The sequence below is a fragment of the Bacillus sp. CECT 9360 genome, assembly GCF_918741275.1.
Classification (GTDB): domain Bacteria; phylum Bacillota; class Bacilli; order Bacillales; family DSM-1321; genus Peribacillus.
In genome coordinates this window covers 196,226-212,187 of record NZ_CAKKNA010000003.1, presented here as the reverse complement: position 1 = coordinate 212,187, position 15,962 = coordinate 196,226, and the positions used below count along the sequence as shown (strand labels likewise).

Sequence of the window (15,962 nt, the reverse complement as noted above, 5' to 3'; positions counted from 1 at the left end):
TAGGACAGTTTATGCTTTATTTTTAGTGTGGACCATTTATGGTTAATTTTTATTTTAAAAAAAGGGCTGCCAGCAGCCCTTTTTTTAAAATAAATGATTAATGTTGTCTTGGTTGTTCAGAATATGTGTCATTAAGGAAATCATTACTTGTTAACTTATATAAACTTATTAATTCTTGAATTCTAACTTCCGATAAATCATTCAGGTCTAGTCCCTTAAATTCTCGATAAAATTTTCTAATGTTATCAGATAATAATCTCAATTTATTTTCCCTCATCACTTCTACAGGTTTGTTGAATCCCGCAGCCCTTGAAACATTCTTAGTTGAAATAATAATGATGTTTTTCACAGGGATTTCATTATAAACCCTTTCAAACCAGGCACAAGCGTTGTTCATTTGCCCGGTTTCATCTTTATTTATTTCATTTCTTTCTATGTTAACATTATTTTTACATTCGATTAGAAGAAAGTTATTGTCTCCTATTTTCCAAAGATTATCAGGGCCTTCTTTCCATTCCTTATCCGGGCGTTGGCTAGGAAACCCTAACACTTTTGCAAGTTCATCAACTGCCTGCTCAAATTTGTCAGAATTAACTCCGAATTTAAACCTATTTAAAATATCGTCCAATTCTAGATATAGATCATCATAGTTATCAAAAGAGTGAATCCACTTTCTTATGTTTTCAATCCTTTTTAAACTAACAGGTGAAATCTTTGTTATTTCCATTCCTTCTTTTGGCTTGAAAAGTAATTTATTTCTTCTGTGAGCAATAACTTGATATTTGTTTGAATCAATTTTCGAAAATGGATAGATTAGCCTGGCCATTTCTTGTAGGTACCATCCCTTATCCTCTTCGGATGTAACGTGTTTATCAATTATCGTCTGTACTATTTGAACTGCACCTTGATAATTACCTTCACCATATTTTTCTTCCGCTTTTTTTTCTAATTCAAGTATTTCCAACATTTTAGATGACTCATTGTCTGGTTTAATACCATCCATGTTTTCAGTATAAAATTCCTTCCAACCCTCGTCTCTTTTCAGTGACTGACCTAATAACTTTATTAGGGCTTGTAGAGGTTTAACTCCGTCCTTAATCTCTTCTTTTGCAAACTCGGCAATTTCAAGACCAATTTCTATTTGTGTTCTTGTCTGTAATGAAAAATTATCTCTAGATTTTTTGCTGCGAATTGCTCGAACTAATTCTGTTCCAGTAATAACAATCACACAATAATCCTTTTCTCCTCTTACCGCCCTACCGAGACCTTGTTCAATTGTTTGTGCAAGTTTTATGGAAATATAATCACTGTTCGCCCTGCACGCTTCTAAATATCTATCGTATAATGATTCGAAATAGGGTCTTGAATCAAAAACTAATATTCTGCATGTATTATCAGGTAAATCAATTCCATCATACCTATTTACTATGACTAACGTTTTAGCAAATTTTTTATCTTTAAGTTTTTCTATTTCGTTAACTACTGTTTCTTTTTTTGCTATGGTAGCATCATACTTCTCCCAATCCTTAGTTGTATTGAAACTAGGTACAAGGGCTACGGTACCAAATTTCCGCTTAGCAGGATTAGACGGAGGTTTTGCAAAAAAATTAACTACCTCAGTCCTGTCTAATGAAGGATCAATTAAGGAAGGAATTAATATCATTTTTTCGCCTGACCAGCCTTCGTCTTCTAAGTATAAAGGATTACGGATAGTATCTGATGATATACCCAGTCCTCTAATAAAGAAAGCATCATCTGTGATTGTTGCGGACATAAAGATTCTGTGTTCAGCTTTATGATAGCTTCCAATCATGTAAAGAGGATTCGCATAGGGAATAATCTCCATACTTTTCCCGGAAATAAAACATTGACAATCTTTAATCATATCTTTAATTATTGGCCATGCAAACTTGATATGGGACTGATCACTGTATTTTGATAATATATCAGAAACTTCTGTATGCATATCTTGCCATACCCAATAAGGTATAGCCGCTAGTGCATCGTATTTTTTACGAGTAATATCAGCAAAGGTTCCTGCTCCTTGATTTTGTAATTCTGAAGTAAACAGAGCGAATATTTCCTGATATGCATTCGATTCTTGTTTTAATTCAATTTTAAATGCCTTTTTTATTACATCTATACAAGCATGTGCATCATCTAACAATATTGTAGAAACTGGCAGAGATTTAGAGCCTAACCCAAATTTAGTTTCACCATTAAACAATTTTTGAACATGAGTTATTAATATACTTTTCCCGTCAATGAAATCATCTGGTATGTCACCGTCTATAGTCGTATAATTAATTCCAAAGCTTTCTGCTTGCTGGCAAGTTTGTTCAACTAGTTGTTTATTATGGCAAAGATATAATGCTGGACCTTTATCTTGGTTTAGCTTTGACTGTAGCATAAGTAATCCCGTTAATGTTTTTCCCTGTCCAGTATGCAGTTTTAAAATAACATCTTTTTTATTTTGGAAATTGTCATACCATTTGTCTAAGATTTTCTCTTGTACGGGTCTTAAAGGTCCTTTGTCGCTGGCCCTATCTAGATTTGAATAAATATCACTTGGATGAATCTTTTTTTCAATTGTTTTCCTAGTAAGCCGTTTTTTAAAATCAACCATACTAATCCCCCTTTTGTAAAAGTATACCACTTTATTATGGGTAGAATAGGTAATATAGGTAATTTTGGAGTATGGTTTTAGAATTACAATTTATAACTAAAATACTTAATAGAATCTTGTATAAAAAATCCTTTTATTGAAAATCGGCTGAAATCATAGCGGTTACTTGGGTTACGCTTTTTTATTGGAGACACAAATTGTTGAACGCACTTAAACAAATTGATTTCGAACAATTTGAAGGTATTGTTGAGGTTGATGAGACCTACTTCTTATACTCCCAAAAAGGTCAACGTGGCATTTCAGGTAGAAAACCTCGTAAACGTGGCGGCAGCTCCAAAAACAGAGGAATCAGCCAAGAGCAGGTTTGCGTTCTTGTTGCCAGGGATCGAACAAAAGCAACTGTTTCCAAAGTGGCTTGTATGGGGCGTATTGTTAAAACCAAAGTTGAAGAAATGATTGGTGCAAAGTTAACACCTGCAAAGAGCATCCAATCAAATATTAGCAGTTGGCAGTGCAGAGGAATTAGCTGAAAAAATCTTATATCAACATGAGTTATTTTGCCATAGCCGTTATATGGGACAATTTGATATGGGTGGACAATCATTAGCAAATGTAGAAAAAGCGATAGATTTGTTAGCAAATAAAGTAGCGCCAATCGTAAGAAATACACTCGCTAAAAAAATTAGAAAGTAATTTACAGTTTGGTCAAAATCAAGCATGATAGGAGTATATATAAGAATACCGCAAACCGAGGAGTGAACATTGGTCCTCCTCGATTTAAAATACCGTTCATGCGATCGCCTGGTTACTAAAAGCGATAGCATATCGAGTGCCATGATATCAAATTAGGGATGCATTCAACTTTTATAAGGACTTGCCTACGCTGGAAAGTCCATTATTGTTTATGTCGAATTTTGGAGACTTTTGTCTAGAAATCGATATATTGAAAAAGTTGATAATAAATTTGTTAAAGTCGATAATATATTTCAAAAGTTGATAATAAAACTCAAAAGTCGATAATAAATTGCGAAAGTTGATAATAAATGTAAAACACTCAGAAATCTCCAAAATTTCGAGAGATGAGAGCAGGATTCTTTCACCCTTTGTCGAAAGTTAGATGACAATACCAGACAAGGAGTGTTGAAATGATAGTAAAAAAACGAGAATTGCCCCTATCTGTTCTAAAATCTCAAGCATTACTCCGCAGAATCCCTTCGAATCATCAGAAAGTCCCTATCATTAGAGAAAGTCTTATGAAAAAATTATCAGGGTATAAGGGCGAGAATGCACTTGATTTTCCATTGGGCCTTCTTTCAGATAAAGACCTCTATATTTTCCACGATCTTCGTCTACAAGACCAATCCTACTTTTTCCAAATTGACACATTAGTTATAACGCAAAACTTTCTTCTGATTCTAGAAGTTAAAAATATTGCGGGTACCATCTATTTTGATCCTAATTTCCATCAACTTATCCGTACTCAAGATGGTCAAGAGTCAACCTTCCCCGATCCATTACTTCAGACAGACCGCCAGGAGTTTCAATTGAAAAGATGGTTGGCTAAAAACCGTCTAAAAGACATTCCGGTTCTCTCCTTGGTTGTCATCAGTAATCCATATACTCAAATACAGACCTCACCGGAAAATTCCACTATTTTTGAAAAGGTTATTCGTCATGATTTTCTCCCCAAAAAAATTCATCAATTAAAAGAACTTTATAAAGAACAACTCCTTACTGAAAAGGAAATAAAGAAGTTAATCAACATTTTTAAGAAACAGCATACCCCAGGAGATTTTCCTATTTTAGATCAATTTCAGATTAGGAAGGAAGAAATACTAAGAGGAGTCCTTTGCCCTGAGTGTGATTATCTTCCACTAGAAAGGAGGTATGCCAACTGGTTCTGTCCCAAGTGTAGCTTTCCATCTAAAGACGCTCACGTTTTCGCGTTAAAGGACTTTTCCCTCCTCCTAGGTTCTACAATTACAAACAATGAGGCAAGAGACTTCTTACTGATTTCATCTCCTTCACTTGCAACAAGACTGCTTCGAACGATGAACTTATCTTGTGCAGGTACGAATAAGGGAAGAGTGTACTATTTACAATTTTAATTCTCATTTCATTTCCTCATTCAGCCTATTCACCTTCCTGCACAAACTCTCCAATTCACTAACAGTAAGCTGATAAAGCTGGGCATCCCCTTCTTTAAAAACACCGGCATGCAGCAGCTTATCAATATAACATTGTCTTAATTTATCAATCGCGTTCCGAAGTTGAATGGACATGTTGATACACTCCTTTTTTTATTTATTTTGCATAATTCTTAGTAACTCATGTCCTCGGGATCCCAGGGTTTTGATTAACTCTTCATACAGCTGATCTCTCAATATATCCAATTGGATTATTTTTTGGGCTAACAGGATTTCTTTTCGCTGTTCCATCTTTCAGGCCTTCTTTCTTTTTTAAATGATGAGCAGGAGGAAAGGAAGTATACAGGAGAGGAGGATTGCAGGGGCGGTCATGGCAATGCATCCTAATGCTCCCCAACTATACTGCCCGATACTGGAAGCTGAATCAGATAAAAAATGCTGTTACCGAGCAGGAGAAATGCGGCGATGATGGACAGCTCAATCAATAAAGGCACTCTAAATTTTTTACCTCCTTCACTATTTTTCCCATCATAAATAATTTTTTAAAAGGATTCAGCAAACATGTCAGATAAATTAACATGGTTTTTTTACAAAGATTAGAGGTATGTCAGGGAATCTTATGAATAGCTGTTTCTGGCTTTTAAATGATGTATGTTTTGGCAGTATGTTTATTAATCACCTTGAATCATTACTTAAAACGGAAGTGTATAGATGCTTATATTTATACATAATTGCTAAGCTGTGCTTATTGTATTAACAAGGTTAGATACAAAAAGGGATTCATTGCTTTTTAGCATCTGAATCCCTTTTTTTTATTGATATTTATTGTGCAACTTCCTGACCCGTCAATTCAATGTGCCCTTCTCCCCAATTGCACATCGCATCCAGAATGGGACGAAGAGACCAGCCATATTCGGTTAGAGAGTAAATAACCTTCGGTGGAACCTGGTCAAAAACCCGTCGGTTTACCACGCCATCTGCTTCCAGTTCCCTGAGTTGCTGGGTCAGCATTTTTTGTGTGATGCCAGGCATAAGCTTTTTCAACTCACTTGTTCGTTTTTCTCCTTTGATCAAGTGACACATGATGACGACTTTCCACTTTCCTCCGATAACATCCAGTGTGGCCTCTACGGGAATATTATAAGCCATTTTTGTTCCTCCTCTATTCTTTAGGCACTAAAAGGTACCTACATTACTTTAAAGTGCGTACTTTCCAATTTGGAGTGGTGCAATCATAATAACATACACAAGCAGAAAACAAAAGGTGAAAAAAGACCATAGGTACTTAAAAGTTCCTACATTACTTTTAAGTACGTACTATTATTTCTGTTTGTGATGATTCATAATAACGTTCATAAGGCAGTGTGATAAAAATTTGAAAGGCGCCTAGTCACTCTGTTTATGAATCATACACATCTTAAAAATATACAAGGAGGATTCTTTTATGAGTTCAACTGCTATAAATACGCAAGAAAAAAAAGGCGGCACTGCCGCATTAATGGCATTAGCAATCAGTGCATTTGGAATTGGTACGACTGAATTCGTACCTGTTGGATTGCTTTCCTCATTAGCTGATGATTTAAATATTTCAATTACTTTAGCTGGTTTATTAATATCCGGTTATGCAATGGGTGTCGCTATTGGAGCACCAATCCTTACGGCTTTAACAAACAAAATGAATAGAAAAACGTTATTAATGATATTGATGGTTATCTTTATTGCCGGTAACTCAGTTGCTGCTTTATCAACAAGTTTCGGATTATTATTAGTGGCACGGTTTATTACTGCATTTTCTCACGGGGTATTCTTCTCAATCGGATCAACGATTGCAGCAGATTTAGTGCCTGAACACAAACGGGCAAGTGCCATAGCATTTATGTTCACAGGTTTAACAGTTGCAACAGTAACAGGTGTTCCACTAGGTACATTTGTTGGCCAAGCATTTGGATGGAGATCAACGTTCTGGGCTGTCGCAATTCTAGGTGTAATTGCTATTATTGCCAGTGCCATTCTGGTTCCTAAAAATCTTAAACAAGCACCGCCGGCAAAATTAAGCGATAACTTTAAAATCCTAACTAACGGTCCATTACTCCTGGCATTTGCTATTACAGCTTTAGGATATGGCGGTACTTTTGTAGCGTTTACTTACCTTGCACCTATTTTAGAAAATATTACAGGATTCGCACCAAGTGCTGTTAGTGTCATCTTGCTTGTATATGGTGTTGCAGTAGCTATAGGGAACACAATTGGTGGGAAAGTCGCCAATAAAAATCCCTTAAAGGCTTTATTATGGATGTTCCTAATTCAAGCAATCGTGCTCGTTATCTTAACGTTTACAGCACCATTCAAATTGGCGGGAATTATTACTATATTCTTTTTAGGTTTACTAGCATTTATGAACGTTCCAGGATTACAGATTTATGTCGTTCAATTAGCTGAAAGATATGTACCTTCAGCAGTAGATGTCGCATCAGCATTAAATATCGCCGCATTTAACGTCGGAATAGCAATAGGTGCTTTTGTTGGAGGGCTTATCGGAGATTCTATCGGGTTAATCCATACTCCATGGATTGGTGGTGTAATGGTGTTTGGAGCTGTCCTTCTCACGTTTTGGAGCTCTGCTTTGGAAAAAAAGGAGGAGAGACAACCATCATCAAAGAAGGAGGTGTCTCTACAGTAGAGTAATTTATAAATATCAAAATAAATAATGCAATGATGTTTTACTGATTATTAAGGGGGACATTTATAATGGCTAAAAATTTACAAGATACGACAACTTTGAACAACGGAGTGGAAATGCCTTGGTTTGGTCTAGGGGTATTTAAAGTAGAAGAAGGGCCAGAGTTAGTTAATGCTGTTAAAACAGCTATTAAACACGGTTATCGCAGTATTGATACAGCAGCCATATATGGAAATGAAGAAGGCGTTGGAAAAGGGATCCATGAAGGAATCAAAGAAGCTGGTATTTCTAGAGAAGATTTATTTGTGACAACGAAAGTCTGGAATGCTGATTTAGGATACGAATCCACAATAGCAGCCTATAATGCGAGTTTAACAAAACTTGGTTTAGATTACTTAGATTTATACCTGATTCACTGGCCTGTAGAAAGTAAGTATAAAGAAGCCTGGGAATCATTGGAAACGATTTATAAAGAAGGGCGCGTCAAAGCAATTGGAGTAAGTAATTTTCAAATTCACCATCTTGAAGATCTGATGAAAGACGCAGAAATTAAACCAGTGATAAATCAAGTTGAATACCACCCGCGTTTAACTCAAAAAGAGCTTCAGTCGTTTTGTCGGGAACAAGGAATTCAACTGGAAGCTTGGTCTCCATTGATGCAAGGTGAGTTGTTAGATAATGAAATCCTAAAAGAGATTGCAAGAAAGTATACCAAATCTGTTGCTCAGGTCATTTTACGTTGGGACTTACAAAACGGAGTAATTACGATTCCGAAATCCACAAAAGAGCATCGTATAGTTGAAAATGCAACAGTATTTGATTTTAGCTTATCCGATGAAGATATGAAAAAAATCGATGGAATAAACGAAAATCACCGTATAGGGCCAAATCCAGATAACTTTGATTTTTAATAATTCCATTTGTGGCAACTTCTCTTAATGATAATTGAGATAGAGTAGGGTACGTACTAAATTCAGTTGTACCCTATTATTTTCCTGAACAATTATTAATCAGTTTCTTATTAAACTAATACGGTTTTTTATTAAATTAACTGGGTGCTTTTGTTGAATATCCTAAATTACTAAAAACCTGAAAATATGCAAGCTTTTATTCATTCCTTGCATATTTTCAGGTTTTTCACATTCAAAAAACATACTGCCATAAACAGCATTTTTTAATTGCCAAATACAATAGCAAGGTTTTTATAAGGGATGGGGGGAAGTGCTTGTCATTCAGCTGATCCTTTTCCACGGAGTACCTAAAGGAAATCCTATCAAAATAAAAGGCCATGCCTATTATTTGCAGCGGATAATCCGTGAATTACGAATCGTTGGCTCTTCGTTTCACTCTGAAATACCTTGATTTAAACAAGGAATCATCCACAGGCATTGATTCCATATTATATTTTTAATAAAGTTAGTTTTTTTTCGGTTGACAAGCATGTATATACAGGCTAAAATGAAAGCGTAAACAGAAACTTGTATATACAGGAAATCGATTTTTGAAAGCGTAAACAGTTTCTGTGTAAATAAGGGTTTGATTATTAAGATAATAGAAAATTGGGTATCCCAATTTATCAGGGGGTTAAGAAATGAGTAAGTATACAGATCCTTCTAAAGACTTGCTGGAGCACATTGGAGGCAAAGAAAACATTGCCGCCGTTACCCATTGTGCAACCAGAATGCGCTTTGTGTTAAATGATCCAGATCAAGCTAACGTAGAAAAGATAGAATCCATTCCACTGGTTAAAGGTACTTTCACACAAGCAGGCCAATTCCAGGTTATTATCGGGAATGAAGTTTCATCTTTTTATAACGATTTTGTCAAACTAGCGAACATTGATGGCACTTCTAAGGAAGAAGCAAAAGTTGCCGCAAAGCAAAATATGAACTGGCTGCAAAGAATGATTGGCCATCTTGCGGATATCTTTACGCCATTAATTCCAGCGCTTGTCGTCGGTGGTCTGATTCTTGGATTCAGAAATGTAATCGGTGACATTAAAATGTTTGAAAATGATACAAAGGCACTGATCGAAATTTCCCAGTTCTGGGCCGGAGTCCATTCTTTCTTATGGCTGATTGGTGAAGCGATATTCCACTTCCTCCCAGTCGGAATCACATGGGCGATTACAAAGAAAATGGGAACATCTCAAATTCTTGGGATCGTTCTCGGTATCACACTTGTATCACCGCAGTTGCTTAATGCTTATGGTGTTGCTGGCGCTAAAGCTGCAGATATACCTTTCTGGGATTTCGGTTTTGCCCAGATTGATATGATCGGCTACCAGGCGCAGGTTATTCCAGCAATCTTTGCAGGACTTCTTTTGGCTGTATTAGAACGAAAGCTTCGTGACATTGTGCCAAATTCAATCTCAATGATTGTTGTACCGTTTTTTGCACTAATTCCAACAGTATTAATTGCGCACACAATCCTTGGCCCTATCGGCTGGGAAATCGGAAAGTTCATCTCTGATATTGTTTATTCCGGATTAACATCTGCTTTTGGCTGGTTATTTGCAGCTATCTTTGGATTTGCATATGCACCGCTTGTTATAACGGGTTTACACCATATGACCAACGCAATTGATCTTCAGCTGATGAGTGAGCTTGGCGGGACAAATCTGTGGCCAATGATTGCATTGTCCAATATTGCTCAGGGGTCTGCGGTTCTCGCAATGATCTATATCAATAGAAAGAACGAAGAAGAAAAGCAGGTTTCCATTCCAGCTGCTATTTCTTGTTACCTAGGGGTAACAGAACCGGCTATGTTCGGTATTAACTTGAAATATGGCTACCCGTTCTTGGCTGCCATGATAGGTTCCCTCGTTGCAGCTGTCGTATCAGTAGGAAGCAATGTTATGGCTAACTCAATTGGGGTTGGCGGACTGCCAGGAATTCTATCCATCCAGTCCCAGCATATCGCAATGTTTGCTGTAGCTATGGTTGTAGCGATTGTTGTTCCGTTCGTATTGACAATCGTGTTTGCTAAAACAAACATGGGGAAAATCTCTTTTAAGAGAAAATAAGAAATGAGTTTAAAAGGAGGGGACTTGTTTCCCTCCTTTTCTTTATAAACAATTTATTTTTTATACTATAATGTAAGTAGCATTCCAGATATAAATATATAATCAATGATTGGGGATTCTTTTTTATGACAAACAAGTTTCTAACAATCTATAGTGACCTTGTAGCAAAAATAGAGAGCGGAGAGATTCCGCCTGCCACTCTTCTCCCGTCTGAACATGAATTAAAAGAAAGCTACAGCACATCAAGGGAGACGATCAGAAAAGCGTTAAACCTGCTTTCGCAAAACGGATATATTCAAAAGGTAAGAGGAAAAGGGTCCATTGTGATAGACATCAGTAAGTTTGATTTCCCTGTTTCCGGTCTCGTGAGTTTTAAAGAACTGGCTGAGAAAATGGGCAACAAACCGCAAACGATTGTCAATGAACTGACTTTAATAAAGCCCGACGAATTTATCAAGCAGCAGCTTCAACTGTCAAACAAAGATCAGGTGTGGAAGGTAATCAGAACGAGGGAGATAGGCGGCAAAAAAATCATTTTAGACAAAGATTACCTGAATAAGAAGTACGTGTCGACATTGACAAAAGATATTTGCGAAAACTCTATTTATGATTATCTGGAGAATGACTTAAACTTAAATATTAGCTTCGCAAAAAAAGAGATTGTCGTTGAAGAACCTTCTGCCGAGGACCGGGCCCTTTTAGATCTGGAAGGATTTCATAATGTTGTCGTTATCAAAAATTATGTTTACTTAGATAATGCGAGCCTTTTTCAATATACGGAATCCAGGCATCGACCTGATAAATTTCGCTTTGTTGATTTTGCGCGCAGAACACGTATGTGAGACTCGTTAAAAATGAGTGAATCATGAATACTCTCGGATTGAACTCGTCAATATGGCGAGTTTTTGTTTATTAATAAAAATCACTTTACATAAACTAGTTGTTGTATAATGGTATAAACATACTACTAAAGACCTAAAATCATTTTGGGAATAAGAGGAGTCTGCTTTATGTTAAGAGAATTCCAACAGCTGAAAAGAAGAATATATTTAGTGGTATTTCCTTTGTTTAGCTTATCTCTATTAATCAATCAGTTTCACTACAAACATAATGATTCACCTTTACACTTTGAAGACAAGTTAAAAGACTACCTTATGTTATCTTGGTTTATAATTGGGTCTGTGTTATTAATGATAAAGAAGAGTTCGCTTAGGACGGTTGAACTTATTACGCTTGGTCTAGTACCAATCATTCTTTTTATATATCTGCGCCATATTTTATTCGTTGAAATTCCTCGTGAAGATGTGTTAGATTCAGGTACGTTTTTGTTTTGGGCTCCCTTTTTATTCATTGCCATTTTTATATCGATCCCTAAGAAAAAAGCTTTAATTTATGCATTAAGCATCCAAACGGTAAATTTATTGATGATCTTTTTCGCATATTGGAAATTTGATTATTCTGACGATACAACCAGAATTCTCTTCAACTTTTTCATTTCCCAATACGTGTTTATTTTTGCGATGTTTTATTTCCAAGAACTTTTTAAGGTATTTCTAAAAAATCAGGAACTGGAAAGTATCGCTAGTACAGATTATTTAACCGGCCTGCCAAATAGACGTAAAATCGATCAAATATTGAATAAGCAATTTAATAAACCTAATGGGAAGGGTTTTTCGATTGTGTTGCTTGATATAGATCATTTTAAATCGATTAATGATAAGTACGGGCATGATATTGGCGATTCGGTATTGAAAGAAATTTCATCACTATTAAGAGCGAACAAAAAGGAGCATCATTTCCTAGGAAGATGGGGTGGAGAGGAATTTATTATGATTGTAACGGGCGAGACCAAGGTTGAAGAAGAGGCTGAGAGAATGCGGTCGATTATTGAAGCTCATCTTTTTTTGGATATACAAACGGTTACGGCCAGTTTTGGAGTGGCGACATATGAACAAGGTGATGATAAACGTTCTTTGCTTGTTCGCGCCGATTCTGCCCTCTACTTATCGAAAGAAAACGGTCGGAACCAAGTATCTGCTTTGTAACGATTATGATTCATTTGCCTCGTTCCCCTCTAAGACATGACATTTATCATGTATCTTACATGACACATATGTCTTCAAAAGTCTTTTTTATGTCTTTATAATTAAGCATAACAATAAATCTGGAAGGGAAATAGATAAACATGAGCGAAAAAAATGCGAAAAGCTTAAGGAAGTATGTAGCCCCTTATGAAAAATCAGAAACAAGGAACAGTGTAAGGCAACTCATTAACACGATGGTTCCGTTTTTTATGTTATGGTTTCTTGCTTATCAGAGTCTGTCCATTTCTTATTTCTTAACGCTGGGACTAGCCGTAATTGCAGCGGGGTTTTTGGTGCGGATTTTCATTATTTTTCATGATTGCTGCCATTACTCTTTCTTTAAAAACCGGAAGGCCAACAGAATCCTTGGAACGATCACAGGTATTCTAACTGTTTTCCCTTATAGCCAATGGCAGCACGAACACTCAGTGCACCATGCAACAAGCAGTAACTTGGATAAGCGGGGTACCGGTGATATATGGGTGCTAACGGTGGATGAATATAAGGAAGCGTCCACTTGGACACGACTGGCTTATCGGTTATACCGGAACCCGATTGTTATGTTTGGCATAGGTCCAATCTACGTATTCCTGATTACAAATAGATTTAACAGAAAGGGTGCAAGATTGAAGGAGCGGCTTAATACCTATCTAACAAACGTCGCTATCGTTACATTGGTCGTTTTGTTAGGACTGACCCTCGGGTGGGAATCATTCCTTTTAGTACAAGTGCCGATATTTTGGATTTCAGGCGCTGCAGGGATCTGGCTTTTTTACGTGCAACATACATTTGAGGATGCCTATTTTGAAGAGAATAAAGACTGGGAGTATGTTAAAGCAGCGGTTGAAGGAAGTTCTTACTACAAGCTACCGAAATTACTACAGTGGCTCACGGGAAATATCGGTTATCATCACGTACACCATTTAAGTCCCAGAGTCCCTAACTACAAGCTTGAAGCGGCACACAATAACACTCAGCCTTTGCAGAATGTACCGACTATCAGCCTGGCAACCAGCTTGAGTTCCCTTAAATTTCGCCTATGGGATGAGCAAAAGAAGAAATTCGTGGGATTTAAAGAAATCAAGTCGTAAGCTAAATGAAAAGAATCACGATTATCTCAAGACAGAGATATGAGTGTGATAAGATAGCAAAGTGTTTTAATATCTAATACCGAAAAAGAGGTTTCGCACATGCTAAAAAGGTATATGATATTCCTGAAAAGTACCGGGATAGCTCCCTATATATGGGCTGTCCTGAGTATTTTACCATTCTATTTCATATTCGAATCTTCCTCCACGAATGAAATAATCGTGGGGATTTTATTGACAATCTTATTCTTTTTCTTTTACGGAGTAGCTTTTATATCAAACGGATGGGCCGTTTATATATGGACGATTCTATTGATTGGTATCTCGGTTGCATCGACGAGCCTGTTCAACTACATCTATTTTGCCTTTTATATTGCCTATTTTATCGGTAATATTAAGGGTCGCTATCCCTTTATCACATTGTACATTGTTCATTTAGTAAGCACATCCGTCTCGATCAACTTAAACGTCGTTCTGCAGGAGGAACAGTTCTTAAAACAGTTGCCCTTTGTCGTTATCATTTGGATAAGTGTCATCCTTCTACCTTTTAGTATTCGCAATCGGAATGAGATGGGACAGCTTGAAGAAAAACTCGAAGATGCCAACAATCGGATTTCGGAGTTGGGGAAGCTTGAGGAACGACAGCGTATAGCCCGTGATCTTCATGATACACTGGGACAAAAGCTTTCTCTTATTGGACTGAAGAGCGATTTGGCCAGTAAATTAGTTTACAAAGATCCCGAGCAAGCACGAGATGAATTGAAAGATGTTCAGCAGACCGCTAGAACAGCATTGAATGAAGTAAGGAAGATGGTGTCGCAAATGCGTGGCATCCGATTGAAAGAAGAAATCATTCGCGTCAAACAAATCCTTAAAGCAGCTGAAATTGAGTTTGTAGGCGATGAAGAAATAGCTTTAACGAATGTTTCCTTGTTGACCGAGAATATTCTAAGTATGTGTCTGAAAGAAGCGGTGACCAATGTTGTCAAACACAGCGGCGCCTCAATATGCCATATCACGATCGGGCAATCGTGGAACGAAATTGTCATTACCGTTAGGGACAACGGAGTCGGTAGCGTGACGGAAAACGACTTTACAAAAGGGAACGGTCTGATAGGAATGAGGGAACGGCTTGAATTCGTCAACGGCAGCCTCGGGATTATCGCTCGAGAAGGGACAACATTACTCATAAAAGTCCCAAACGATGTAAAGCAGACAGATAAGGAGGAGCTTAAATGATTCGAATTGTCATTGCTGAAGATCAGCGAATGCTATTGGGAGCCTTAGGTTCATTGCTCAATTTGGAAGAGGATATGGAGGTCGTTGGAAAGGCAAGTAATGGAGAAGAAGCCATTAATCTTGTACAGCGATATCAGCCGGATGTGTGTATCATGGATATTGAAATGCCAGGAAAAAGTGGACTTGAGGCGGCAGAAGAACTGAGAGGGCTAGGTTGTAAAGTCATCATCCTAACAACTTTTGCCCGTTCAGGTTACTTCCAACGCGCGTTAAAAGCAGGGGTAAGCGGCTATTTATTAAAGGATGGCCCTAGTGAAGAGCTGGCGAGTTCAATCCGCATCGTTAAGGCAGGCAAGAGAATCTACGCACCGGAACTCATGGATGATATATACAGTGAAGAAAATCCTCTTACCGACCGGGAGCGGGAAGTATTAGAACTGATTGCCGATGGAAAAAACACAAAAGAAATTGCTGATCAACTAAAGCTAAAAACAGGAACGGTGCGTAATTATATTTCAATGATCTTAGATAAGCTGGAAGTGAAGAACCGGATAGAAGCGATTACTCAATCCAAAGAAAAGGGATGGTTTAAGTAGTTTTCTTTTTATGCTTTGAGTCGTCGGGCTGAATTCAAGGAAGGTGTAATCGCTTTGTGTCCAGAGACCCTGGCAAGCCCGAATTTTGGCATATATCCATAGATGGATTCATACTGGCCCTTGGGAACGACATAGGTTTCGTGATAAATTCCTACTGCGTCATTATTTCCTGCTTTTTTATTGAAATGTTCCCATGAGGTTAAATGCTTTTGTCCTTTCGCATAAGAAAGTAAATCTTCAGTTGAACGCCAATACTGAACCACTAATGTAGATCGCAATCCCCAAAAGGTCTCCATGGACAAACATCCATGTTCTTGATTTATAAAAAGCTCACGTATCATAGGAGGCATCGATTTGAACACAGGCCCCCATTTATGGATGGCCCACCATTTGTTCACGCGCATCCCAATGATGAATATAACGATTTCGCCCTCATGATCAGCCGTGTAACGGCCTGGAAAAATTCTTTTGCCCATA

The 15,962-nt window shown here is 37.4% G+C and carries 14 protein-coding genes and 1 pseudogene; 10 read left to right on the top strand and 5 right to left on the bottom strand.

Translation table 11 applies throughout. From position 1 onward, the window contains the following. Positions 1 to 97: 97 nt before the first annotated feature. Positions 98 to 2,626, bottom strand: coding sequence for a DEAD/DEAH box helicase family protein (locus LQ216_RS04930; RefSeq protein ID WP_230127273.1), 2,529 nt, complete (start codon positions 2,624 to 2,626; stop codon positions 98 to 100). A gap of 140 nt (positions 2,627 to 2,766) precedes the next feature. Here LQ216_RS04930 and LQ216_RS04925 point away from each other — a divergent pair. After that, positions 2,767 to 3,099, top strand: a pseudogene (locus LQ216_RS04925) (IS1595 family transposase); the annotation flags it as partial. 672 nt (positions 3,100 to 3,771) lie between these two features. After that, positions 3,772 to 4,734, top strand: coding sequence for a nuclease-related domain-containing protein (locus tag LQ216_RS04920; protein ID WP_230127272.1), 963 nt, complete (start codon positions 3,772 to 3,774; stop codon positions 4,732 to 4,734). 3 nt (positions 4,735 to 4,737) lie between these two features. Here LQ216_RS04920 and LQ216_RS04915 read toward each other — a convergent pair whose 3' ends face one another. From LQ216_RS04915 to LQ216_RS04905, 3 genes are all read right to left on the bottom strand, one after another. Next, complete coding sequence (locus LQ216_RS04915; protein WP_230127270.1) at positions 4,738 to 4,908, bottom strand: Fur-regulated basic protein FbpA; 171 nt, start codon at positions 4,906 to 4,908, stop codon at positions 4,738 to 4,740. Between the two features lie 18 nt (positions 4,909 to 4,926). Next, positions 4,927 to 5,064 carry a hypothetical protein gene (locus LQ216_RS04910; RefSeq protein ID WP_230127268.1) on the bottom strand — a complete coding sequence of 46 codons (138 nt, stop codon included), beginning with the start codon at positions 5,062 to 5,064 and terminating at the stop codon, positions 4,927 to 4,929. 531 nt (positions 5,065 to 5,595) lie between these two features. Next, positions 5,596 to 5,922, bottom strand: a complete 327-nt coding sequence (locus LQ216_RS04905; protein ID WP_230127266.1) for a helix-turn-helix domain-containing protein — start codon at positions 5,920 to 5,922, stop codon at positions 5,596 to 5,598. Positions 5,923 to 6,217: 295 nt separating this feature from the next. Between LQ216_RS04905 and LQ216_RS04900 the strand changes: the two genes are divergently transcribed. The 8 genes from LQ216_RS04900 (at position 6,218) to LQ216_RS04865 (ending at position 15,485) form a co-directional block, all read left to right on the top strand. Then, positions 6,218 to 7,453, top strand: coding sequence for an MFS transporter (locus tag LQ216_RS04900; RefSeq protein ID WP_230127264.1), 1,236 nt, complete (start codon positions 6,218 to 6,220; stop codon positions 7,451 to 7,453). Between the two features lie 68 nt (positions 7,454 to 7,521). Next, positions 7,522 to 8,364 carry an aldo/keto reductase gene (locus LQ216_RS04895; RefSeq protein WP_230127262.1) on the top strand — a complete coding sequence of 281 codons (843 nt, stop codon included), beginning with the start codon at positions 7,522 to 7,524 and terminating at the stop codon, positions 8,362 to 8,364. Positions 8,365 to 9,044: 680 nt separating this feature from the next. Further along, positions 9,045 to 10,478 carry a PTS system trehalose-specific EIIBC component gene (gene treP / locus LQ216_RS04890; protein WP_230127260.1) on the top strand — a complete coding sequence of 478 codons (1,434 nt, stop codon included), beginning with the start codon at positions 9,045 to 9,047 and terminating at the stop codon, positions 10,476 to 10,478. A 125-nt stretch (positions 10,479 to 10,603) separates the two neighbouring features. Next, entirely contained in the window at positions 10,604 to 11,320 is a 717-nt protein-coding gene (gene treR, locus LQ216_RS04885) for a trehalose operon repressor (protein WP_230127258.1), read from the top strand. A gap of 168 nt (positions 11,321 to 11,488) precedes the next feature. Continuing rightward, positions 11,489 to 12,523: a GGDEF domain-containing protein gene (locus LQ216_RS04880; RefSeq protein ID WP_230127256.1), complete on the top strand. Its 1,035-nt coding sequence runs from the start codon at positions 11,489 to 11,491 to the stop codon at positions 12,521 to 12,523. Positions 12,524 to 12,663: 140 nt separating this feature from the next. Then, complete coding sequence (locus LQ216_RS04875) at positions 12,664 to 13,653, top strand: fatty acid desaturase (RefSeq protein WP_230127254.1); 990 nt, start codon at positions 12,664 to 12,666, stop codon at positions 13,651 to 13,653. A gap of 99 nt (positions 13,654 to 13,752) precedes the next feature. Next, the gene (locus tag LQ216_RS04870; protein WP_230127252.1) at positions 13,753 to 14,889 is read left to right on the top strand and encodes a sensor histidine kinase; all 1,137 of its coding nucleotides are present in this window, start codon (positions 13,753 to 13,755) and stop codon (positions 14,887 to 14,889) included. After that, on the top strand, positions 14,886 to 15,485 hold the full coding sequence (locus tag LQ216_RS04865) for a response regulator transcription factor (RefSeq protein ID WP_230127250.1): 600 nt from the start codon (positions 14,886 to 14,888) through the stop codon (positions 15,483 to 15,485). The genes LQ216_RS04870 and LQ216_RS04865 overlap by 4 nt, the downstream gene beginning before the upstream one ends. Before the next feature lie 8 nt (positions 15,486 to 15,493). Here the strand turns inward: LQ216_RS04865 and LQ216_RS04860 are convergent, their stop codons facing one another. Then, on the bottom strand, positions 15,494 to 15,961 hold the full coding sequence (locus LQ216_RS04860) for a DUF4188 domain-containing protein (RefSeq protein ID WP_230127248.1): 468 nt from the start codon (positions 15,959 to 15,961) through the stop codon (positions 15,494 to 15,496). Between the last annotated feature and the right edge of the window lies 1 nt (position 15,962).

Coding starts and splice junctions, on each gene's coding strand:
- LQ216_RS04930 (WP_230127273.1), bottom strand. CDS start 2,626: ATGGTTGATTTTAAAAAACGGCTTACTAGGAAAACAATTGAAAAAAAG.
- LQ216_RS04920 (WP_230127272.1), top strand. CDS start 3,772: ATGATAGTAAAAAAACGAGAATTGCCCCTATCTGTTCTAAAATCTCAA.
- LQ216_RS04915 (WP_230127270.1), bottom strand. CDS start 4,908: ATGTCCATTCAACTTCGGAACGCGATTGATAAATTAAGACAATGTTAT.
- LQ216_RS04910 (WP_230127268.1), bottom strand. CDS start 5,064: ATGGAACAGCGAAAAGAAATCCTGTTAGCCCAAAAAATAATCCAATTG.
- LQ216_RS04905 (WP_230127266.1), bottom strand. CDS start 5,922: ATGGCTTATAATATTCCCGTAGAGGCCACACTGGATGTTATCGGAGGA.
- LQ216_RS04900 (WP_230127264.1), top strand. CDS start 6,218: ATGAGTTCAACTGCTATAAATACGCAAGAAAAAAAAGGCGGCACTGCC.
- LQ216_RS04895 (WP_230127262.1), top strand. CDS start 7,522: ATGGCTAAAAATTTACAAGATACGACAACTTTGAACAACGGAGTGGAA.
- treP (WP_230127260.1), top strand. CDS start 9,045: ATGAGTAAGTATACAGATCCTTCTAAAGACTTGCTGGAGCACATTGGA.
- treR (WP_230127258.1), top strand. CDS start 10,604: ATGACAAACAAGTTTCTAACAATCTATAGTGACCTTGTAGCAAAAATA.
- LQ216_RS04880 (WP_230127256.1), top strand. CDS start 11,489: ATGTTAAGAGAATTCCAACAGCTGAAAAGAAGAATATATTTAGTGGTA.
- LQ216_RS04875 (WP_230127254.1), top strand. CDS start 12,664: ATGAGCGAAAAAAATGCGAAAAGCTTAAGGAAGTATGTAGCCCCTTAT.
- LQ216_RS04870 (WP_230127252.1), top strand. CDS start 13,753: ATGCTAAAAAGGTATATGATATTCCTGAAAAGTACCGGGATAGCTCCC.
- LQ216_RS04865 (WP_230127250.1), top strand. CDS start 14,886: ATGATTCGAATTGTCATTGCTGAAGATCAGCGAATGCTATTGGGAGCC.
- LQ216_RS04860 (WP_230127248.1), bottom strand. CDS start 15,961: ATGGGCAAAAGAATTTTTCCAGGCCGTTACACGGCTGATCATGAGGGC.